Origin of the sequence: Mesorhizobium sp. B263B2A (assembly GCF_020165775.1) — a bacterium.
Classification (GTDB): Bacteria; Pseudomonadota; Alphaproteobacteria; order Rhizobiales; family Rhizobiaceae; genus Mesorhizobium; species Mesorhizobium opportunistum.
The window spans coordinates 599,160-620,896 of record NZ_JAIUIU010000001.1 but is presented as its reverse complement, the minus strand read 5'-3'; the positions used below and the strand labels follow the sequence as shown (position 1 = coordinate 620,896).

The window sequence follows — 21,737 nt, the reverse complement described above, 5'->3', positions numbered from 1 at the left end:
GGCATTGCGTAATCCCGACATTGTTCCTGCCCAATTTGCGGACGGCCCGCCAATTGTCTCCGGAATCAAATGTTGCAGATATCACCCGCGCCGTTCCGCTCGATCCTGGTCATTCAGACGAAGTTCATCGGCGACATCGTTCTCGCCTCGACGCTCGCCAGGAACCTGCAACTCGAATTTCCCGGCGCCAGGATCGTGTTCCTCTGCGAGGCTCAGTTCGAGAGCTTCGTGACTGCGCATGGCATCGCCGCCGAGGTGGTCACGTTCAGGCGCGCCCGCATGCGGGGCACCCCGCTGGAGCGTGGAAAAGAGCTCTATGCGATGGTGCGGGCGCTGCGTCGGTTCCGCTTCGACCTGACGATCGACCTGACCGATTCAAAGACCTCGCGCATCGTGAGTGGGTTCGTCAACGCAAAGACGCGCGTCGGCTACAATCCTCCCGAAAGGCCCCTGAAGCTGCTGGAGCGGCAGCCCGCCAATCTGTATGCCAAGCCGTACGGGTTTGGCGGCCATCATTTCGTCTATCGCTATCTCTCGCCCCTTGAAGCGCTTGGCGTCGATCTGCGCGTCACCGTGCCAAGCTTTCAGCCGTCGCTGTTCGAGACGGCGAAAGCCCTGGCGCTTCTGGGCAAGCATCGTCTGCGACCGAACGCCTTCGTCGCCGTGCATGCGGGCGCGAGTTTCAAGGGCCGGCAATGGCAGCCGGAACGGTTTGCCGAGGCGATCGACGAAATTGCAACGGGTACCGGACTGGGCCTCGTCCTGGTGGGAGGGCCGAGCGAACGCCAGGCGACCGCACCGATCCTCGCCAGGACGGCGACGCCGGTCGTCGACCTAGTCGGTAGGCTGTCGCTCGAGAGCCTTCTGGCTGTCCTGAAACAGGCCCGGCTGTTTCTCGGCAACGAGAGCGGCCCGATGCACATGGCCGCCGCCGCGGGTACGCCGGTTGTCGGGCTGTTCGGCCTGACGCATCCGTCGCGCTGGGGGCCTGTTGGCGTGCCCAGCATCGCGCTTCGGCCGCCGATGCCATGCGACTGCGTGGCCAAGGATCTGTGCCGCTGGCCCGACCCCAGCAAGGCGTGCTGCGTGTGGCGCCTGGAGGTGAAACCCGTCGTCGATGCGGTGCGCGAGGTGCTCGCGCGCACCGAGATGAAGCGCGAGCGCGCTGTCTGATGCATGTCGGGCTGACGCGCTTCAACGGCGGCAAGGCCGCCGTCGAAGGGTTCGTTCACCAACTGGTCGGTCAAATTGCCGCGTCAGGCATCTTTCTGCTATTCATCGTCCCGATTTCCGCCTTGATACGGGCCTTGGGATAGCGGCTTGAAATCGCCTATCAGGAATTGGTTTGATGCGTCTGCTGCAAAAACATCTCTGCATGATCGCCATGTCGCTGGCGGTGGTGTCCAGCGCTCACGCCGTGCCGCTGGTCGAGCCCACGCTGCATATAAAGCCTGCCGAAAGCGGGGCCGGCCGGGTCGCGCTGACGCTCGATGCCTGCGGCGGACAAACCGACACACGGATCCTTTCGGCGCTGGTGGAAAACAAGATCCCCGCCACCATTTTCGTCACCGGCATCTGGCTGAAGCGCAATGCCGCGGCCGTCGCGATCATGCACGCGCATCCCGACCTGTTCGAACTGGAAAATCACGGCGGCCACCATATTCCGGCGGTCGACACGCCGCAGAAGATTTATGGCATACGCAGCGCCGGCAGCCCCGAAGCGGTGCTGGCCGAGGTCGAATCGGGTGCCGCCGCATTGGCCAAGACGGGTGAACCGGCTCCGAAATGGTTCCGGGGCGCAACGGCCGAGTACAGTCCCTCGGCCATCGCGATGATCCGCAAGCTTGGCTTCAAGATCGCCGGCTTCTCGATCAATGGCGATGGCGGCTCATTGCTGGGTGCCAAGGAAACCGCCAGGCGCATCGCCGCGGCCAAGGATGGCGACGTCATCATCTCGCACATCAATCAGCCGACCCATGCCGCCGGCGAAGGCGTGGTGCAGGGCCTGTTGGCGCTCAAGGGCAAAGGCATGACCTTCGTACGTCTCGACGATGCCGATGGCATGGGCAACAACGGCACCACCGACTGAGGGTGCGTCGATATTGGGTGGTGATCGGCCCGCCCTCAAATCTCAACGCACCCTGAGTGCCTCAGCCAGGCTTGGCTTCGATGGTGACCTTGCTGGCGTAGAACGCCCCGTGGTCGCGGATATCGGTCATTTCGTCGAACGGATGCCGATAGGCCCACATCGCGTCCTTGCCCGCCTCGCCGGCCGGCAGCACGCTCCAATAGCTGGCATCGCCCTTGTAGGGACAATGGGTGGAGTGCTCCGTGCCGGTGAGCTTGTCGAAATCGATGTCGGCGAACGGAATGTAGAAGGCTGCGGGGTAGGGGGCCTCGGTCAGCACCTTGGCCCTCGTGGACGATGCGATGACCGTATCGCCGGCGCGGACGGTAACGGTGCCGGCATAGGGCTCGATGGTGATGACCTTGTCGGGATTGCGCTGGAAGCCGGGTGCCGGGTTGGCGATCTTGTCCATGCTGGTTCTCCTTGCCTGGCTCCCTAAAATGTGGCGGGCACAGCCATTGCGCAAGGTCCATTCGCATCACGAAAACAGGCGCCAATCGCCGAGGCGTGGCGCTATAGCGCTTTCGAGTGTCAGCCGAGGCTTCAGGCGGCGGTTTTGAATGCGTCCATCAGTCCAGCATAGGCGGCTGCGATGCCCGCCACCGGGTTGCTGCTTCTCGAAACGGTCTCGACCTTCAGCGAGCCGCCGCCGGTCGGCAGGGTGAGCAGCAGGAACTGGCGATTGCCGCCGTCGCCGACGGATGCCGCCGCGACATGCTGGCCTTCGCCTCCGCTCTCGACACACATCTTGAACAGCAGCGTGCCGCCGACCGCTTCGAGCGCGCCGCCGACAACTTCAACAAATTCGTCCTCGGAAACAGTCTTCTCGTCCGGCACCAAATCGGCCAGGCTTTCGGCAAGTGTGCTCTCCAGAGCCTTGTCCTCGAGTTGCGCGTCCATGCGAACCTCTTTCAGTCGCCAATCGCACCCCTTTGCCCGTTAACGAAACTTAACGCCGACGATGGCCGGATTGTGGCGGATTTCCCTGTGATTTCGGAGGTAGGAGACTGCCGTCACGGCGGTGATTTGGACCCTCCTGCCATCTCGGTGGCATGAGGGATCAGCAGGCCGAAATCCAAAACATGCCGGAATTCAACCGCTTGCCGTAACGGCACGGACACCGAAATTCGTTAGCCGCGCAAGCGGGTGACTGGACAATCCGCCGGTTCGCTTCACAATGCGCCAAAGTTACGACGCAAAATGCGCGAGGGAGGAGGAACGGATGCTGGGGCTGATGCAGGAATGGCCGCTGCTGTGCCACAAGCTGATCGACAACGCCGAACGGCAACATGGGGTGCGCGAGATCGTGTCGCGCTCGATCGAGGGACCGATCGTGCGCACCACCTATGCCGACATCCACCGTCGTTCCCTCAAGGTTGCCCAGCGGCTGGAACGCGACGGGTACGGGATGGGCGACCGCATCGCCACGCTGGCCTGGAACACCGCGCGCCACATCGAGGCCTGGTACGGCATCATGGGCATTGGCGCGATCTATCATACGCTCAATCCGCGCCTGTTTCCCGAGCAGATCGTCTGGATCATGAACCACGCCGAGGACAAGGCCATCTTCGTCGATCTCACCTTCCTGCCGTTGCTCGAAAAGATCGCCATTGCCGTCAAATCGCTGAAACAGGTGATCGTGCTGACCGACAAGGCGCACATGCGGCAAACCACCTTGCCCAATGCGGTCGCCTACGAGGACTGGCTTGACGGGGTCGATGGCGATTTCGCCTGGAAGACCTTCGACGAAGGCACTGCCGCCGGCATGTGCTATACGTCGGGCACGACAGGCGATCCCAAAGGCGTCGTCTACAGCCACCGCTCGAACGTGCTGCACGCCATGATTGCCGCCATGCCCGATGCGATGGGTCTGTCGGCGCGCGACACGATCCTGCCGGTGGTGCCGATGTTCCACGCCAATGCCTGGGGCCTTGGCCAGAGTGCACCGATGATCGGCGCCAAGCTGGTCATGCCCGGCTGCAAGATGGACGGCGCCTCGATCTACGAGTTGCTCGACACCGAGAAGGTGACCTTCAGCGCCGCCGTGCCGACCGTCTGGATGATGCTGCTGCAATATCTGGAGGAGACCGGCAAGACGCTTCCCCATCTGAACAAGGTCGTCATCGGCGGCTCGTCCTGCCCGCGTGCGATCATGACGAAATTCCAGGACAATTACGGTGTCCAGGTCATCCATGCCTGGGGCATGACCGAAATGTCGCCGCTAGGAACGCTATGCACCCTGAAGCCCGAATATGCCGGCCTCGAGGGCGAGGCCCGGCTCGACGTCCAGAGCAAACAGGGCTACCCGCCCTTCGGCGTCGAGATGAAGGTGACCGATGACGACAACAAGGCGCAACCGTGGGACGGCAGGACATTTGGCCGGCTGAAGGTGCGCGGCCCCGCGGTTGCCCGCGCTTACTATGGCGGTGTGGGCGCCGAGCAGTTCGACGAGGACGGCTGGTTCGATACCGGAGACGTCGCCCACATCGATGCCGGCGGCTACATGCAGATCACCGATCGCGCCAAGGACGTCATCAAGTCCGGCGGCGAGTGGATTTCGACCATCGACCTGGAGAATCTGGCTGTCGGTCACCCGGATGTGGCGGAAGCGGCGGCCATCGGCGTCCACCATTCGAAATGGGGCGAGCGGCCGTTGCTGGTCGTCGTCGCCAAGCCCGGCAAGGAGCCGACCAAGGCTGGTATTCTCGACTTCATGGACGGCAAGGTGGCCAAGTGGTGGATGCCCGACGATGTCGCTTTCGTCGGCGAGATACCGCATACCGCCACCGGCAAGATCCAGAAGATCACCTTGCGCCAGCAATTCAAGGACTACCGCTTGCCGACGGATTGACGGGGATGTTGCATGTTTCGGCTTCAAGCCGCCGCGAAAAGGCACTAGACCTCGGTCCGGGTTGGGGCAGCGCAGAAGACAATGGTTAGCATTCCCGAACGGCAAACGTCGAAGGCAGCCGGTTGGTCGCGGCGCACGGCCGCATTTTCGGCGGTGCTTTTGCTGACCGACTATGTCGGCCATCGCTTCGGTCTTGTCGAAACGCCGGTGTTCCTGTGGGTGCTGGGCATTGTCGCGCTGCTGGCGGCGCTGGCGCTATTGTTCGCCGCCTTTGCCTTTTCGAGGCTGTGGAATTTCGGTGACCGCGGCGGCCGCGACCTGACCGTCGGCGTCGTGCTGGCCCTGTTGGTGCTGGTCCCCTACGGCGTTGCCGTGTACTGGGCCACGATCTATCCGCCGCTCAGGGATATCTCGACCGATTTCGAGGAACCGCCGGCGCTCGACATCAGCGACCGAACGAAGGACATGAACGTGCTCTCCCCGCCGACGTCGGGCGAACAGCGGCTGCAGACCGACAGCTATCCGCTTGTCACCGCGCGCAGCTACGACCTGCCCTTCGAGACCATCGTCAACGCCGTCGAAACCGTGCTCGACAGGCGCGGCTGGGACCTTTCCCAGCCATACCCCGACCTCGCCGGGCAGAGCGAGGTTACCATCACAGCCGTTGCCTCGAGCTTCGTGCTCGGCCTTCCGGCCGACGTGGCGATCCGCGTGACGGATGACGGGGACACGATCATCGTCGACATGCGGTCGGCGTCGCGTTACGGCCGCTACGACCTTGGCGACAATGCCGCGCGCGTCACCGATTTCCTGGCGGAACTCGATCAGGAAGTCGCCGGCCAGGTCGGCGCGGCTCCGGCCGAATAGTCGGTTTCCCGCGGATAGTGCGTTTGCGTCCGGGGAAGCCTATCAGGCAGGCGCGAAAATACCGTCGATGGCGGGGGCTGCGTCGGTCGACACCATGCCGCGTGCCACCAGGTCCTCGAGATGGGCAAGCACCGATAGCCCGGCAGCGCCGTGCAGCCGTGGATCGGTATCCCTGTAGATTGCCTTGACCATGTCGGGGATCGTCCGGTCACCGGCCCTGACCCGCTCCAGTATGGCTCGTTCGCGCATCTTGCGATGCGTCTTCAGCCCGCGCATGAAATTGCGCGGCGCCGTCACTGGTCCGCCATGGCCAGGCAGCAGCAAGCGATCGCCGCGCTCGATCAGCCGGTCCAGCGACGCCATGTAATCGGCCATTGCCCCGTCCGGCGGCGCGACGATGGACGTCGCCCATGCCATGACATGATCGGCCGAGAACAGGATGCCAGTTCCCTCCAGTGCGAATGCGGCGTGATTGGCGGTGTGGCCGGGGGTCAGAACCGTCCGGATCGCCCAGCCGTCGCCGGCGACCAACGCCCCGTCAGGCAGCGCGATGTCGGGAACGAAAGCAGTGTCGGCGCTGGCATCGAGCGCATTGGTTTCGCCGGTGTGCAGCGGCCTTGCCGGCCGATGCGGGCCCTCCGCCAGCACGGCGGCGCCGGTGCGCTCTTTCAGCCGCATTGCCAGCGGTGAATGGTCACGATGCGTATGGCTGACGAAGATATGGCTGACCGGCCTGCCGGCGATCACGTCGAGCAAGGTCCGCAGATGCGCCTCGTCATCCGGCCCGGGGTCGATGACCGCCAGCGTCTCGCGCCCGACGATGTAGGAGTTTGTGCCGTGAAAGGTAAACGGGCTCGGATTTCGGGCCGTGATGCGCCGCACGTCTGCTGCCACGTCTATCCCGTGACCGTAGCCGGGATCGAAACTGGTATCGAATTTGAGAGCCATGTCTTTTCGAACCATGTCTTTTCGAAGCAAGCCTTTTCGACCATGCCTTTTCGACCATGTCGGCACATTGTTTCCTGGAACAATGTAGGCACATTGTTCCAGGAACGGCAAAACCGATTGCCGCATAGCACGCAAGCCAATATAGGAAAACGCTGAGACCGCGATTGCTGGATCGCGACAAATCGGATTGGGGAAGACCATGGCAACTGCAACGACGATGCGCCCGCTTGTTTCTCTGGCTCTGCCGCAAGAAGGCGCGGCGCGACTGGTAACGCAGCTTCTCCTGGCGATTGCCGGAACGCTGCTGCTGACGCTGTCCGCCAAGACCAGGGTGGTCCTGGGTCCTGTCGATATCTCGATGCAGACGCTTGCCGTCTTCCTGATCGCCGCCGCCTTCGGCATGCGTCTCGGCGTTGCCACCCTGCTGCTCTATATGGCGGAGGGCGCGATGGGCTTCCCGGTCTTCCAGGGCACGCCGGAGAAGGGTATCGGCATTGCCTATATGGTCGGGCCGACCGGCGGCTATCTCGCTGGCTTCGTCGTCATGGCCGCTATTGTCGGCTGGGCCGCCGATCGCGGCTGGGATCGCCATCCGATCAAGCTTGTCAATGCGATGCTGGTTGCCGAAGTCGTAATGATGGCAATGGGCTTCGCCTGGCTGGCGATGCTCATCGGTCCGGAGAAGTCCTGGCAGTTCGGCGTCGTGCCGTTTATCGTCGGCGACCTGATCAAGGTTGCGCTCGCGGCGAGCCTGGTGCCGGCCGTCTGGTCGCTGCTGAAGCGCTCCTGAGCCCCGCAGCAAGCCGGGCTGCCATAGACGTCAGGGGTCCACTCCCGGAGACGGTCGCTTCTGATGAAGGTTCTGGTCACCGGCGCCGCCGGCTTCATAGGCTATCATGTCGCCAGGCGGCTCCTGGAGCGCGGCGACGAGGTCGTCGGCGTCGACAGCATCAACGACTATTACGATCCGCGCCTCAAGCAGGCGCGGCTGCGGCTTCTGGCCGAGGCGAGCCGAAGCACCAATGCCGGCTATCATTTCATCCACGGCAATCTCGCCGACAGGACCGTGGTTGACGGCTGCTTTGCCGACCACGCCTTCGACCGGGTAATCCATCTCGCCGCCCAGGCCGGGGTGCGCTACAGCCTGGAAAATCCGCGCGCCTACGTCGAAAGCAACATCGTCGCTTTCACCAACATGCTGGAGGCCTGCCGCCGCAGCCGTGTCGGGCACCTGACCTATGCCAGCACCTCGAGCGTTTACGGCGCCAACACCGACATGCCGTTTTCCGAGCATCGCCCGGCCGACCACCCGCTGCAGTTCTACGCCGCGACCAAGCGCGCCAACGAGCTGATGGCGCACAGCTACAGCCACCTGTTCGGGCTGCCGACCACTGGTTTGCGCTTTTTCACCGTATACGGTCCCTGGGGCCGTCCCGACATGGCGCTGTTCCTGTTCACCAGGAGCATACTGGCCGGCGAGCCGGTCAAGCTGTTCAACAACGGCAATCACACGCGCGACTTCACCTATGTCGAGGACATTGCCGAAGGCGTGGTCCGCGCCAGCGACAGCCCCGCCGCGGCCAACCCTGCCTGGGATTCCGGCCATCCGGACCCGGCGACGAGCAGCGCGCCCTGGCGCATCTTCAACATCGGCAACAACAACCCGGTGAAGCTGGCCGCCTATGTCGAGGCGCTGGAGAACGCGCTTGGCCGCAAGGCCATCATTGAACTCCTGCCGCTGCAGGCAGGCGACGTGCCCGACACTTTTGCCGACACGTCCGCACTGCAAGCGGCGGTCGGCTACCGCCCCGGCACGTCCGTTTCCGAAGGAGTAGGGCGGTTCGTGGACTGGTACCAGGCGTATTTTGGACGGGGATAGCGAGGTCAGCCCTTTGCACGAAATAGTCCGCCCGATTGCGGGACGCCGCATTGACAAGCCATTGCATGAAACCTAAGCACAGGCACTCAAGGCCGGGGGGCTTTGGCATGTCGAGGAGAGCTTCTTGAAAGGAATTATCCTTGCTGGAGGCAGTGGAACGCGTCTTTATCCACTAACATTAGCAGTCTCTAAGCAGATCCTCCCGATCTACGACAAGCCGATGATTTATTATCCGCTGAGCGTGCTGATGCTCGCGGGGATCCGCGAAATTTTGATTATTTCGACGCCGCGTGATCTGCCGGCTTTCCGTGAGTTGCTGGGCGACGGATCGGAGTTCGGTCTGGCGCTGTCCTATGCCGAGCAGCCTCAGCCCAATGGCCTCGCGGAAGCCTTCATCATTGGCCGGGATTTCATCGGCAAGGACAGCGTCTCGATGATCCTTGGGGACAACATCTATTTTGGCGACGGGCTGTCGCAGCTTTGCCGCACCGCAGCATCGCGCGATACGGGTGCTTCGGTGTTCGCTTACCATGTCGAGGATCCCGAACGCTATGGCGTGGTGTCCTTCGACAAGGCAACCGGAACCGCGCTGACCATCGAGGAGAAGCCACAAAGGCCGAAATCCAACTGGGCTGTCACGGGTCTCTATTTCTACGACAATCAGGTCGTCGATATCGCCCCGATGATCCGGCCCTCGGCGCGCGGCGAACTCGAGATCACGGCGGTCAACAACGTCTATCTCGAGCGCGGCCTGCTCCATGTGCACCGGTTGGGGCGTGGCTACGCCTGGCTCGACACGGGTACGCATGACAGCCTGCACGAAGCCTCTTCCTTCGTGCGCACGATCGAGCACCGCCAGGGCATCAAGGTCGCCTGTCCGGAGGAAATCGCCTTCGAACAGGGCTGGCTGACGGCGGACAAGGTGCTGGAGCGCGCGACCCGCCTGGGAAAGAACGAATACGCGGCCTATCTGCGCCGGCGTGTCGCCGATCTTTCGGAGGGGTAGATGCTGGAGGTGAGACCGCTTGGCATCGACGGGGTGCTGGAAATCGTTCCGAAGCGGCACGGCGATGCGCGTGGCTTCTTTATGGAAACCTACAATGCCGAGCGCTTTGCGCAGGCCGGCATCGACCTCGTTTTCGTGCAGGACAACCATTCCTATTCCGCCGCGGCGGGCGTGCTGCGCGGATTGCACTACCAGCTTGCGCCGCGCGCCCAGGACAAGCTGCTGCGCGTCATCCGTGGCAGCGTCTTAGACGTAGCGGTCGATATTCGCCGCGGTTCGAAGACCTTTGGAAAATGGGTCGCTCTCGAAGTGTCGGCTGAGAAGGGCAACCAGATCCTGGTGCCGAAGGGCTTTGCGCATGGCTTTGTGACGCTCGTGCCTGACACCGAGGTCCTGTATAAGGTGACCGACACCTATTCGCCCGAGCATGACCGCTCGATCCGTTTCGATGATCCGGCCATCGGCATGGAATGGCCGTCGCTGGCCGGCGGGTTCCAGCTTTCGGACAAGGATCTCAGGGCGCCGCTGCTCGCCGCCGCCGAGGTGTTTGCCTGATGTTGCCAAAGGTGCGTGAGGACAGCAGCATGAATTTTCTGGTGACGGGCGGAGCCGGCTTCATCGGTTCGGCGGTGTGCCGGCATCTGTGCGCCAATCCGGCCTACCGGGTGACCAATCTCGACAAGCTGACCTACGCGGGCAATCTGGCCTCGCTGCGGCCGATCGAGAATGCCCACAATTACAGCTTCGCCCATGCCGATATCTGTGACGAGCGGGCGGTGCTGGACATATTGCGCCGCAACGATATCGACATCGTCATGAACCTCGCCGCCGAGAGCCATGTCGACCGCTCGATCGACGGACCTGGCGCCTTCATCGAGACCAACATCGTCGGCACCTACAAGATACTCAATGCCGCGCTGGAATACTGGCGTGGCCTTTCCGACGAAAGGAAAGGCCGCTTCCGCTTCCATCACGTCTCGACCGACGAAGTGTTCGGTGACCTGCCTTTCGATGGCGGCATGTTCGTCGAGGAGACCCCCTACGCGCCGTCGTCGCCCTATTCGGCCTCGAAGGCGGCCTCGGACCATCTCGTGCGTGCCTGGCACGAGACCTATGGCCTGCCGGTGGTTCTTTCCAACTGTTCGAACAATTACGGCCCCTATCATTTCCCCGAAAAACTGATCCCGCTCGTCATCCTCAACGCGCTCGATGAAAAGCCGCTGCCTGTCTACGGCGCCGGCGCCAATGTGCGCGACTGGCTGTTCGTCGAGGATCACGCGCGGGCCCTGGAGCTCGTTGCCACCAAGGGCACGCCGGGCGAGAGCTACAATGTCGGCGGCAATTCGGAACGCACGAACCTCGCCGTCGTCGAGACGATCTGCGACCTGCTCGACATCAGGCGTCCCCGCGCCGATGGCAAGCGCTATCGCGACCTGATCGCCTTCGTCACCGACCGGCCCGGGCACGACCGCCGCTATGCCATCGACGCCTCCAAGATCGGCCGCGAGCTCGGCTGGACGCCAAGCGAGAATTTCGACAGCGGCCTGGCACGGACGGTGGACTGGTTCCTGGACAACAAATGGTGGTGGGGGCCGATCCGCGAGCAGCGCTATGCCGGCGAAAGGCTGGGCGAAGCACGCAAGGAAAGCGCGTGAGGATCGTCGTCACCGGACGCGACGGCCAGGTCGCGGCGAGTTTGCTGGAGGCTGGCCAGAGCCGCGCCGATGTGGACGTCGTCGCCATCGGCCGGCCGGAGTTCGACCTGGCAAGACCCGACACCATCATCGAGGTCATCGCCGAGACAGAACCGGATATCGTCGTGTCGGCTGCCGCCTACACCGCCGTGGATCAGGCCGAGGACGAGCCTGATATGGCCTTTGCCGTCAACGCGACCGGCGCCGGCAAGGTGGCCGAAGCGGCAGCACGGCTCGGCGTTCCCGTCATCCATCTTTCGACCGACTATGTCTTCGACGGCAGCGCTCCCGGCGCCTATGTCGAGACCGATGCGACCGCGCCCCTCGGCGTCTACGGCGCCTCCAAGCTCGCCGGCGAACAGGCGGTTGCCGCCGCCGGCCCGCGCCACCTGATCCTGCGCACCGCCTGGGTCTACAGCCCGTTCGGCCGGAATTTCGTGAAAACCATGCTGCGGCTGGCCGCCGACCGCGACGAGATCGCGGTGGTGGCCGATCAATGGGGAAACCCGACCTCGGCGCTTGATATCGCCGACGCGATCCTGCATGCGGCCGCCAGGCTACCGCGCAACAAGGAACTCGCAGCGTTCGGCACCTATCATCTAGCCGGCACGGGCGAGACCAACTGGAGCGGCTTTGCCCGTCATATACTGGACACAAGCCTGGCGTTTGGTGGTCCTTGGGCGCGGGTACGGGACATTGCAACGATGGACTATCCGACCAAGGCGCGCCGCCCCGCCAATTCCCGGCTATCGAGCGCGAAATTCGCTTCCGTATTTGGATGGAACGCGCCGGACTGGCGGCTTTCGACGGAAGCGGTGGTGCGACGGCTTCTGACAGGTGAGACGAAACAGGCATTGACTGCATGAACAAGCACCCCTCGGCAGAAAATCTGCAGGATGCGGCGCCCGTCGGCGAGCCGAAAACCCGCAAGGCAAAGCCGAAAGCGGCCAAGCGCACCTGCATCATGGTGCTCGGCATGCACCGCTCGGGCACCAGCGCGCTGACGCGAGCAATCAGTCTGCTCGGCGCGGAATTGCCGAAAAATCTGCTGGGTGCAAATTCCTCCAATCCAACGGGTCACTGGGAGCCGGAGCGTCTCATCGCACTGCACGATCAGATGCTGGCCGAGGCAGGAAGCAGCTGGGATGATTGGCGAGCATTTGATTCCAACGACCTCGGCTCGCCGCGTCTACGCTTCTACAAAGCTGAAATCGCGCGGCTGATCGACGAGGAATACGGCAGCGCGCCGCTATTTGTCCTCAAGGAGCCGCGCATATCGCGCTTCGTGCCGCTGTATGCGGAAATCCTAAAGCGCATGCGCATCGATGTTCGATATGTGCTGATAGAGCGCAATCCGTTGGCTGTGATCGCTTCCTTGGCGAATCGGAATGGTTTCACGATGAACTTCAGTTCGCTTCTTTGGCTTCGCCATGAATTGGAAGCCGAGCGCGCAACTCGGGGTCGACCACGTGTCGTATTGTCTTACGAGAGTCTGCTTGATGATTGGCGGTATAGTATTGACAGGATCACGGACGCTTTCGGGCTCAGCTGGCCAAGACCTGAAGGAGAATGGCAGTTCCTGTTATCCAAGCATTTCTCTACCGACAATCAGCACTTTACCGCCAGCACCGAGTTGCTCGACGCTGATCCGCGTATCATTGACTGGATTAAGGATGCATACGCAGCCCTGACAATGCTCAGGTCCGATGATGTTGATGCGGGTGCAATGGCAGAACTTGATCGGATCAAGGCAGAGTTCGATTCCGTTGCTAAAATTTTCGGTGACGCTTTTTTCCCCGAACTTGATAGCCGTCTCCGAGTGCTTCATCAGCAGAAGCTTGAGCAGCAGCAACTGGCCAAACAGCGCAACGACGAGATCGAAAGATCGGCGCCCGAGCATGCTCACAAGGTTTCGGAAGGGCAAGCTGAGACAGCGCGACTCAAAGCAGAGCTTGCTGAACAACAGCATCTCTTGGAAGAATCCGCATCTCTGGCGGGCGAGATCAAAAGATCTCAGGACCTGATTGCAGACCTAAACCGTCAAATACAGGCCTTTCAAGCGGAAAGATTGACGCTGGAAATTCAATTGAAAGACGAGCCGCCAAGTCCGTCAATTGGCATCGGCGTCCATTCACCTACATTTACGGCTCTTTCAAAGATTCCGGAGGATCAGGAAGAAATCGATATATCCGTCGATGAGACAAAGCTTGTCGCCTTTTACCTTCCGCAGTTTCATAGAATAGATGAAAATTCAGAATGGTGGGGGCCGGGATTTACGGAATGGACAAATGTCGCACGGGCAACTCCTAATTTTCATGGTCACAATCAGCCACGGATACCTCGTGAGCTAGGATACTATGATCTGACGCACCCTCAGATAATGCGGGAGCAGATCGAAATGGCGAAGCTTTACGGTCTGCATGGTTTCTGTTTTTATCATTATTGGTTCAGCGGGAAGAGAGTATTAGAAAAGCCGGTAGATCTTTTTATAAATTCCGATATAGATTTCAAATTTTGTTTGTGCTGGGCCAACGAAAACTGGACCCGCGCTTGGGATGGCGATACGAAAAATATTCTGCTGGAACAGAAGTATGCTGAGGAGGATGCTGAGGCCTTCATCCACACGATGCTCGGCTACTTCAATGACCAAAGATATATAAAAATTGGCGGCATGCCGCTATTGGTGGTCTACCGGGCGAAGGATATCCCGGACCCGCGGCGCTGGTTTTCTCTATGGCGAGATCGCGTGGTTGCCGATGGGTTTCCGGGCCTTCACATTAGTGTGGTTGATTTCTATGACATATCCACGCCGGATGAGGTGGGTGCCGACTCTCTGGTTGAATTTCCTCCACATAAGTTCAATGGACCTCAGAATCACCCCTCGGAATTTCCGACTTTCACAAATCCGAATTTCTCAGGCGGCATCGTTGACTATCGGAAGATGATTGCTCAAAGCGCCAATCGCCCGAAGCCGTCCTTTAACATGTTCAGAGGCATTATTCCTGGATGGGATAACACTGCCCGGCGACAAAACAACCCGACAGTTGTGGTCAATTCAACGCCCGAACTATATGGCGGGTGGCTTCGTTTTCTACGCTTTCAGGCTAGGCAGGACCATCCTGACCCAGAGAGTCGCCTCGTATTTATCAATGCATGGAATGAATGGGGTGAGGGATGCTATCTTGAACCCGATCAGCGATGGGGGCTTTCTTACCTTGAGGAAACGCTTCGCAGCAAATTCTTCGACGCAGCGAAGGAGCCGGTCGGTACAAATGGCGCGCGGGCGCGTTTGTTCGACAGGCTAGTAGCTCCGACAGAGAACGTAGAACTTCCGGGCGCGCAAATACCTATTGAGACTTTGGCAGCCATCGTACCCCCTAGCCCGATAGCAGTGAAGGCGTCAAAGCTGCTGCGAAGAGTGCCGCCGCTGCATTTCATGGCCAGCTATTTCTACAAGCGTTTGCGGTTAGCGAAGTAGGGCAAACGATGGACAACGTCGCTATTGTGGCTCATTTCGACGCAAATGATCATGTCGAGGCTAATTTTGTCGAACTACTGGCTTGCCTGTCGAGGAGATTTGATCGCGTTATTCTGGTAACGACGAGCAGGATAGAGCAGGATATCGCAAAAAATTTTCCAGAAATTGTAATTATAAGAAGGCCGAATTTTGGATATGATTTTTTCAGCTATAGAGTTGGCCTGATTTACGCAAAGGAAAACTTCCAAGTAGAAAGCGCGTTGCTGGTAAATTCCAGCTTTGCTCTTCTGTCATCAGAAGTATTTGATAAAACTTTGTCAAAGATGCTGAAGATGGGAAGTGAGTATGATGTAGTTGGTTCAACTGAGTCGTATCAATTCTCATGGCATTTGCAGTCGTATTTGATTTTGTTGGGATCGTTGGTTTTAACGTCGCCCTGGTTTTTTGATTTTCTTGACGGTGTTGAGCCGACCAGTTCAAAATTGGAAACTATAACCAGATTTGAGATTGGCCTATCTTCCGCATTTCGAAGCAATAACGTTAGGGTTGCGGCACTCCTCCAACCGTCACCCGAGCAGCTTGAGCGTGCTAGCCAGCGCTGGGGCGCTGGTGACAGGCAATACACTTGGGGCCTAACGTTTCTTCCAAGCCCTACGTCGCCGGCGCGGCGGTTCAATCCTGTTCACCACCTTGCCGAGCTTGTTGCCCGCGAGCTGGGTTATATCAAGCTTGAGGTTCTAAGGGATAATCCCCATCAGGTCGATCTGGCTTTTGTAGATGACGTTTGCGAGCAGGGGCGCCTTCGCGAAATACAAGAGATGCTTAGCCATAGCCGATCTAACTATTCGCGCGGAAGTGATAACCTTTCTACTCTCAAGATAGAGACTAGGGGGGTTCCTGCGATGAAGCTTGCTCGATGGCGGAGAACGAACGTGGGGCAGATTGAAGTCGCGGTTATAGTCCATATACACTATATCGATATGATTGCTAGTATTTGTAATTTGCTAAAAAATATTGTGGTTCCGTTTGATATTCATGTTACGACGACATCCGAAGGATTTTTCAGTAGAATTTTTGATGAATTCTCTGGTTTGGCGCAAAGCATTTCCGTATACTCTTCGGAAAACAGGGGACGGGATATAGGTCCATTTGTCTCCGTCTACCGTAGCGGCGCGCTCGATCAATATCAGGCTGTTCTGAAAATTCATTCGAAGAAAAGCACTTACAGCGCCAACGGGGTTCTCTGGAGGGACAAGCTGTACGGCTCAGTCGCCGGTGATTCACTAACTGTGTTGAGGTCGATCGAACTGATCAAATCGGGCGACGTCGGCATCGTTGGCCCGCACCGCTACTATCTGACCAACGATCGTTTTTGGGGCGCGAACCGCGAAACGGTCCGTCGGCTGTTGGAAGAGATGACGGCATTCCCTGCGGAGGAGAATCTAGAACTGGGCTTTTTCGCTGGCTCGATGTTCTGGTTTGCACCAAAGGCACTGGCGCCGTTAAAGATTGTTCCTGAAGACAGTCTCATTTTTGAGTCCGAGAACGGTCAACAGGACGGGACACTCGCGCACGCGATCGAAAGAGTGTTTTGCCCTCTCGTGCGCAGTCAAGGTTTCGCGGCCTCTAGTGTCCTTCTGCGGGGGGCGGATATTCAAGGATATTCGTCACTCGAGAATGACGTGCCGGTATTGTAACGCAATCGTTGAGGTACCAGAGAATGATTGAAACCTCCCTTCCGGCTACATTTGAGAATTTCGATGAGGAGGGCTATCTGCAGGCCAATCCAGACGTTGCGGCTGCGATTAGGGAAGGACGTCTAGTCAGTGGACGATACCACTTCGAGATCATCGGCCATACGGAAAATCGTCGGATCGTTCGAGTAAATGCTATCGTTGAAGCGAGAGAATCGAAGCTCTCACGTATCGTTGCCCTGCTTCAGGGAAGCGAGATGCCATCAAGGCTTTCGAGCGGTGGTTATAATTGTTTGCCAGATGATCTCGCAAAGATTGCCGGAGTCGTGCCAACGGATTCGATATCTCAGCATGATTATATAGATTCCATAAAAGGCAAGATAGAAAACAACGAGGAAAAATTATTTCTTGATGCTGGTGCGGGTTTTAGGCCGGTATATTACAGGAATGTGGTAAATCTGGAAATTGTTCCATATGTTACAACCGATGTTTTGGCCGTTCTGGAGAAGATGCCATTTAAGGACGAGTCCTTCGACTATGTGATCTCTAATGCTGTATTAGAACATGTGCGAGACCCGTTCGCTGCAGCTCGCGAAATGGTGCGCGTGCTTAAGCCTGGCGGCGAGATGTTCGTCCATGTTCCATTCTTGCAGCCGTATCATGGGTATCCGCATCATTACTATAATATGACAAAGGACGGGCTTAGAAGTCTTTTTGATCGTGACATGGAAGTTCTGAGTCACACAGTGCCATTTTATTTTCACCCTGTTTGGGTTGCAAGTTGGTTCTTTAACTCCTGGGCAAATGGGTTGTCGCCCGGAACAAGAGAATCTTTTGAGAAATTAACTGTGAAAGAATTGATGAATTTCGCGGTGGTGGACATGGAGAAGCCATTTGTTCGTGAACTAAGTGAGGGCAAACAATTTGAATTGGCCTCGGGGACATTTCTAGTTGCCAGGAAGAAATGACGTAGTGCCATGACGCTGATTTTGTCTCTTACGCGCCGCGAGATAGCGGGCCGCTACCGTGGCTCGGCACTCGGCTTGCTGTGGTCACTTCTCAATCCGCTATTTATGTTAGCTGTCTATACCTTCGTGTTCGGCGTGGTGATGAAATCGCGCTGGACGACTCCTAACCAGCAGAGCGTCACAGATTCGACAGGCGAGTTTGCGGTCGTGCTGTTCTGTGGATTGATCGTCTTTCAGTTTTTTGCCGAGGTGGTATCGCTGGCGCCTGCGTTGATCGTCGCTAACGCCAACTATGTTAAAAAGATCGTGTTTCCGATCCAGATACTGCCCGTGGTTTCCGCTGGCGCGGCATTGTTTCATGCCGCTGTCAGTCTATTGGTGCTGCTGATCTTCGCCTACATCGTTTTTGGGCATATTCCGCTCACGGCCGTTCTGGCGCCGTTGGTGTTCGCGCCGCTCATTGTTCTGGTGCTCGGCATTGCCTGGATATTGGCGTCGATCGGTGTCTATTTTCGCGATATGAGCCAGATCGTGGCGCCGCTGGTGACGGCAACCATGTTCCTCTCTCCAGTTTTCTTCCAGAGGACGTCGCTGCCAACCTGGCTACAACCTTGGCTTTCGCTCAATCCGCTCGCGATTCCCGTTGAGAGCTTCCGCGACGTGGTTCTTTTCGGTGTGCAGCCAAATTGGGCCGCCCTTGGCAACTACTCCATGGTGGCGATTGCAGTTGCACTTCTCGGCTATCAATTCTTCCAGAAAACCCGAAGAGGATTTGCAGATGTCCTCTGACAGGCCAGGCAACCGCGCTTCCGACATAGCAATTCGCGTCCGCGATGTGTCCAAGCACTATGTCATGTTCGAGCGGCCAGAAGACCGCTTCAAGCAGATGATAGTCCCGCGGTTGGACCGGCTGATCGGTCGCCCGCCGCGTCGTTATTTCCGCGACTTCGCGGCCCTGTCTGACATTTCCTTCGAAGTAGGTCGCGGCGAAACAGTCGGTATAATCGGCCGTAACGGTTCTGGTAAATCGACTCTGCTGCAGATCGTCTGCGGCACACTGCAGCCGACGAGCGGTTCGGTCGAAGTGAACGGCCGCATCGCCGCGCTGCTTGAACTCGGTGCTGGGTTTAACCCCGAATTCACCGGACGCGAAAACGTCTTCCTCAATGCCTCGATCTTGGGCGTGCCGCGCAACGAGATGGAGTGGCGTTTCGACGACATCGCCCGCTTCGCCGATATCGGCCCCTTCATCGACCAGCCGGTGAAGACCTATTCGTCGGGCATGTATGTGCGGCTCGCCTTCGCCACCGCGATCAACGTCGATCCCGACATCTTGGTGGTGGATGAAGCGTTGTCGGTTGGTGACGAGGCCTTTCAGCGGAAATGCTTTGCCCGTATCGAAGATATCAAGGACAAAGGTGGCACTATCCTTTTTGTCAGTCACGGTGCGTCGACGATCGTGCAACTGTGCACGCGCGCGATGCTCGTGGACGCCGGCGAACTCATTCTGCAGGGTCGCCCTAAAGCGGTGGTGGCGCAATATCAGCGGTTGATCAATGCCAGCGCGGAAGCGGCGAAAGAAATCCGCACCCGGATTATGGCGGCTGGTATTGAGCTGCCTTTCAGGCCGGCAATGACGGGCAATTTCGAAGACGAGGCCGGCGGTCAAAGCCAGGGCGCCACCGTAAACCCTCCCATAGCAGAACCCTCCGATGAGACGGTCGTGTCCCCTGTTGAGGCGGAATCGAACGAGATAGCTGGTCAGTACGCAGATTACTACGACACCAACCTCAAATCCAAGTCCGCGATCAATCTCGAAGAACGAGGTGCGCGTATTCGAGACCTTCGCGTTCTGACGCTCAATGGCGACAAGGTGAATGTGCTGCAAATGGGGAAGCGGTATATTTTGGAATATATGGTAGACTTTTCTTCGGATGCCAGGGAGGTCGGCTTCGAGTTTTTGTTCAAAAACGTGACAGGTTTGGTGTTGGCGGGTTCAGATACGCACAGGGTAAAAGGCGAAAGAACTCGACTGGCCAAATCTGGTTCGGCACTGAAAATAAATTTTACCTTTAGCTGTGTCATGTTGCCGGGGGTATATCTTGTAAGCGCCGGCGTGCGAGGTTTGGTAAGCGAGCAGCTGTGTATGCTTCATAAGATTATTGAAGGCGTTCTCATCCGGGTCGCCAGCGAGCCAGAACTTGCCGCAATCGGCTACGTAAACCTGGACGCAACGCCGCAGGTGACCTTGTCTTCAGCACAGCCTCTAGAGCATTGAGTGTCTCGGCAGCCCTGGATTTGGTGCGTCCGACAATTTCCAGTAGCAGGTCCCGTTTGCTTCCCCCTACGAGATCCAGGGCGGCGCGGGTTACTTCATCCTTCCTTGCGTCCTCGATCCGATAAACGAACGGCCACCCAGAGACGGAAAGTAGAGACGTTAGTTTTCCACCTCCTCGAATTTGATCTATCGCGATAAATGGAACCTCATTGCGCATCGCCAGAACCGCACCATGAAAGCGAGATGTGAGCACGAGATCACAAGAAAGGTACAGCGCTTCAATTTCGGCGGGTGCGCGGCCTGAACGCGTCAAGTGATGTTCGATCTCCACCGTCTTCACTTGATAATTTGCAGCTAGGCCCTCGATTACATGCGCCGTGAGCGCGCTAGTGCGATCGTGAAGTGAGTTTTCGGGTCCATACTCGCCCTGCTCACCGCGAAGCACCAATCCGACGACAAGCTGTTCATTTGGTCCCCGCATGCGCTTTGGGGTAACTCGCGAAGGTGCGAGAATGGCGACGTCCTCAAAGCGCTGTCCGCCCCCTTCTCGAGCCAAGACAACGTCAAACGGCTGGACATAGTTGATATGGTTTCGGTCAAACAAGCTAACGCTGACCCCGATTTTTCTGACCGACGGAAATCGACGAATTACCGTCTCAACAATCGGATGATCCTTGATCACCGGACCACATACGAAAACCAACGTCGCATAGTCACAGTAATCGAGTTCCTCCAGCGCAACCCGTTCGCCGGAAATTTCAAACGCGGCGCTAGCTGTTAAGTGCCTAAAATTGAATCCCGAGGCTTTCATACGAGCGGCAACACTCTGCACTGCGTATAGATCTCCAATAGTTCCATTGTCCTTCAGCGATCCGTACCAGCACAAAAGAATCGGTCGCGCCTTGGCTTCTGTGTCAGCGAGCCCGGTATATCGATTGTGTGGCCGTTGGATGTTTTTAGCAGATGAACGCTCGCCGAAGTTGCAAAGGAATTGGTAAACGCTTCCTTCGATAACTGCGCCGTGATCGACTTTGTGCGTGAGCTTTAAGACTGGAAGTTTGGCAAGAGACACAATATCTCGGTCTTCGTCTGAAATCGCGCCAAGAAATCGCGTCTCATAAGGCGCGAATATATGCGCGCCCTCAGCCGATATCTTCGGAACTCGATCCCACAATGCGCGAAATTTCTTGTCCTCTTGATAAGCTTCGCCAAATAGATGGTGGAACCAGAAATAGTCTGGATCATCTGCTCTGTTCTGCCAATGTTGGTGGACCAACCGACGCCACTGATGAGTTAAGTAAGAAGACTGGACGGCTGCCAAGAACCACGAAGATAGCATTCGGGTAGGGGCGGGCCGCTCGAAGGCAAAGAAGCCTTCTGACATTAAATCATAAAGCCATTCATCGAGAGGCTTCAGACAATAGCAAGTGGCGTCGACCCAAACTCCCCCATATCTGCATAGCAATTCGATGCGCAGTATGTCGCTATAAGTTGCGTCTGAAAGCGACATGGAAAGTACTGAATTGGGGTCGTCTACGTCAGGCAAAAAGCCAACGAGATTCGTCCTGGCAAGGATTTGAACCGTCCAATTGGGGTTCATTCTCCGCCAAGAAGCCACGCAGGCCTTCACGATTTGGGGCGCAGAATCGATGCCCTGCAACCACAATATCCAGATAGTTTTAGGGGCATTGTTCGTCTCGTTGCGAATTGACATCTATCTCCCAACTCCTCGAGCATGGCTGAGTTACGACCTTGCTCAATCACGCCAATCGGTCGCCCCGCATTAACCGTCCGCTTTTGATCCGCCCTTAGCAGCGGAGATCCCACTCCTCAACCCCAGCCGCTCAACGGTTCGTTGCCACACCCATACGATGACTTGCACGGGAGCGCGACAAGCAAAAAAACATCTAGCTATACCTCCCGACCCGCAGTATGCGATACAAGAC

The 21,737-nt window shown here is 58.2% G+C and carries 20 protein-coding genes; 16 read left to right on the top strand and 4 right to left on the bottom strand.

Features of this window, described 5'->3' with window-relative positions; all coding sequences use genetic code 11:
• Positions 1-69: 69 nt before the first annotated feature.
• Genes LB568_RS02990 through LB568_RS02980 form a run of 3 tightly spaced genes read left to right on the top strand, consistent with a single transcriptional unit; the run spans position 70 to position 2,089 of the window.
• Positions 70-1,173: a glycosyltransferase family 9 protein gene (locus LB568_RS02990; RefSeq protein WP_224729015.1), complete on the top strand. Its 1,104-nt coding sequence runs from the start codon at positions 70-72 to the stop codon at positions 1,171-1,173.
• A complete protein-coding gene (locus tag LB568_RS02985) occupies positions 1,173-1,316 on the top strand; it encodes a hypothetical protein (protein WP_224729014.1) in 144 nt (47 codons plus the stop codon). Before LB568_RS02990 ends, LB568_RS02985 begins: the two co-directional genes overlap by 1 nt.
• 32 nt (positions 1,317-1,348) lie before the next feature.
• Positions 1,349-2,089 carry a polysaccharide deacetylase family protein gene (locus LB568_RS02980; protein ID WP_224729013.1) on the top strand — a complete coding sequence of 247 codons (741 nt, stop codon included), beginning with the start codon at positions 1,349-1,351 and terminating at the stop codon, positions 2,087-2,089.
• A 61-nt stretch (positions 2,090-2,150) separates the two neighbouring features.
• Here the strand turns inward: LB568_RS02980 and LB568_RS02975 are convergent, their stop codons facing one another.
• Both LB568_RS02975 and LB568_RS02970 read right to left on the bottom strand, forming a co-directional pair.
• On the bottom strand, positions 2,151-2,540 hold the full coding sequence (locus LB568_RS02975; RefSeq protein WP_224729012.1) for a DUF427 domain-containing protein: 390 nt from the start codon (positions 2,538-2,540) through the stop codon (positions 2,151-2,153).
• A 131-nt stretch (positions 2,541-2,671) separates the two neighbouring features.
• Entirely contained in the window at positions 2,672-3,028 is a 357-nt protein-coding gene (locus tag LB568_RS02970; RefSeq protein ID WP_224729011.1) for a hypothetical protein, read from the bottom strand.
• 322 nt (positions 3,029-3,350) lie between these two features.
• Here LB568_RS02970 and LB568_RS02965 point away from each other — a divergent pair, with 322 nt between their 5' ends.
• On the top strand, positions 3,351-4,979 hold the full coding sequence (locus tag LB568_RS02965; RefSeq protein ID WP_224729010.1) for a fatty-acid--CoA ligase: 1,629 nt from the start codon (positions 3,351-3,353) through the stop codon (positions 4,977-4,979).
• An 81-nt stretch (positions 4,980-5,060) separates the two neighbouring features.
• Positions 5,061-5,846, top strand: coding sequence for a DUF1499 domain-containing protein (locus LB568_RS02960; RefSeq protein ID WP_224729009.1), 786 nt, complete (start codon positions 5,061-5,063; stop codon positions 5,844-5,846).
• Between the two features lie 42 nt (positions 5,847-5,888).
• On the opposite strand, the gene LB568_RS02955 is transcribed toward LB568_RS02960, so the two are convergent.
• Positions 5,889-6,794: an MBL fold metallo-hydrolase gene (locus LB568_RS02955; protein ID WP_224729008.1), complete on the bottom strand. Its 906-nt coding sequence runs from the start codon at positions 6,792-6,794 to the stop codon at positions 5,889-5,891.
• Between the two features lie 199 nt (positions 6,795-6,993).
• Here LB568_RS02955 and LB568_RS02950 point away from each other — a divergent pair, with 199 nt between their 5' ends.
• From LB568_RS02950 to LB568_RS02900, 11 genes are all read left to right on the top strand, one after another.
• A complete protein-coding gene (locus LB568_RS02950) occupies positions 6,994-7,584 on the top strand; it encodes a biotin transporter BioY (protein ID WP_224729007.1) in 591 nt (196 codons plus the stop codon).
• A gap of 63 nt (positions 7,585-7,647) precedes the next feature.
• Complete coding sequence (locus LB568_RS02945) at positions 7,648-8,673, top strand: NAD-dependent epimerase (RefSeq protein ID WP_224729006.1); 1,026 nt, start codon at positions 7,648-7,650, stop codon at positions 8,671-8,673.
• Between the two features lie 124 nt (positions 8,674-8,797).
• Positions 8,798-9,679, top strand: coding sequence for a glucose-1-phosphate thymidylyltransferase RfbA (rfbA, locus tag LB568_RS02940; protein ID WP_224729005.1), 882 nt, complete (start codon positions 8,798-8,800; stop codon positions 9,677-9,679).
• Positions 9,680-10,234, top strand: coding sequence for a dTDP-4-dehydrorhamnose 3,5-epimerase (rfbC, locus tag LB568_RS02935; protein ID WP_224729004.1), 555 nt, complete (start codon positions 9,680-9,682; stop codon positions 10,232-10,234).
• Between the two features lie 29 nt (positions 10,235-10,263).
• On the top strand, positions 10,264-11,334 hold the full coding sequence (rfbB, locus tag LB568_RS02930) for a dTDP-glucose 4,6-dehydratase (RefSeq protein WP_224729003.1): 1,071 nt from the start codon (positions 10,264-10,266) through the stop codon (positions 11,332-11,334).
• Positions 11,331-12,239 carry a dTDP-4-dehydrorhamnose reductase gene (rfbD, locus tag LB568_RS02925; protein WP_224729002.1) on the top strand — a complete coding sequence of 303 codons (909 nt, stop codon included), beginning with the start codon at positions 11,331-11,333 and terminating at the stop codon, positions 12,237-12,239. The genes rfbB and rfbD overlap by 4 nt, the downstream gene beginning before the upstream one ends.
• Positions 12,236-14,851, top strand: a complete 2,616-nt coding sequence (locus LB568_RS02920; protein WP_224729001.1) for a glycoside hydrolase family 99-like domain-containing protein — start codon at positions 12,236-12,238, stop codon at positions 14,849-14,851. Before rfbD ends, LB568_RS02920 begins: the two co-directional genes overlap by 4 nt.
• An 8-nt stretch (positions 14,852-14,859) precedes the next feature.
• Positions 14,860-16,548: a rhamnan synthesis F family protein gene (locus LB568_RS02915; RefSeq protein ID WP_224729000.1), complete on the top strand. Its 1,689-nt coding sequence runs from the start codon at positions 14,860-14,862 to the stop codon at positions 16,546-16,548.
• Positions 16,549-16,571: 23 nt separating this feature from the next.
• Positions 16,572-17,513 carry a methyltransferase domain-containing protein gene (locus LB568_RS02910; protein ID WP_224728999.1) on the top strand — a complete coding sequence of 314 codons (942 nt, stop codon included), beginning with the start codon at positions 16,572-16,574 and terminating at the stop codon, positions 17,511-17,513.
• A gap of 9 nt (positions 17,514-17,522) precedes the next feature.
• Positions 17,523-18,302 (top strand): ABC transporter permease, encoded by a 780-nt coding sequence (locus LB568_RS02905; protein WP_224728998.1) that lies wholly within the window; start codon positions 17,523-17,525, stop codon positions 18,300-18,302.
• Positions 18,292-19,791, top strand: a complete 1,500-nt coding sequence (locus LB568_RS02900; protein WP_224728997.1) for an ABC transporter ATP-binding protein — start codon at positions 18,292-18,294, stop codon at positions 19,789-19,791. Before LB568_RS02905 ends, LB568_RS02900 begins: the two co-directional genes overlap by 11 nt.
• Here the strand turns inward: LB568_RS02900 and LB568_RS02895 are convergent.
• A complete protein-coding gene (locus LB568_RS02895; RefSeq protein ID WP_224728996.1) occupies positions 19,688-21,505 on the bottom strand; it encodes a capsular polysaccharide synthesis protein in 1,818 nt (605 codons plus the stop codon). The genes LB568_RS02900 and LB568_RS02895 overlap by 104 nt on opposite strands.
• Positions 21,506-21,737 lie beyond the last annotated feature (232 nt).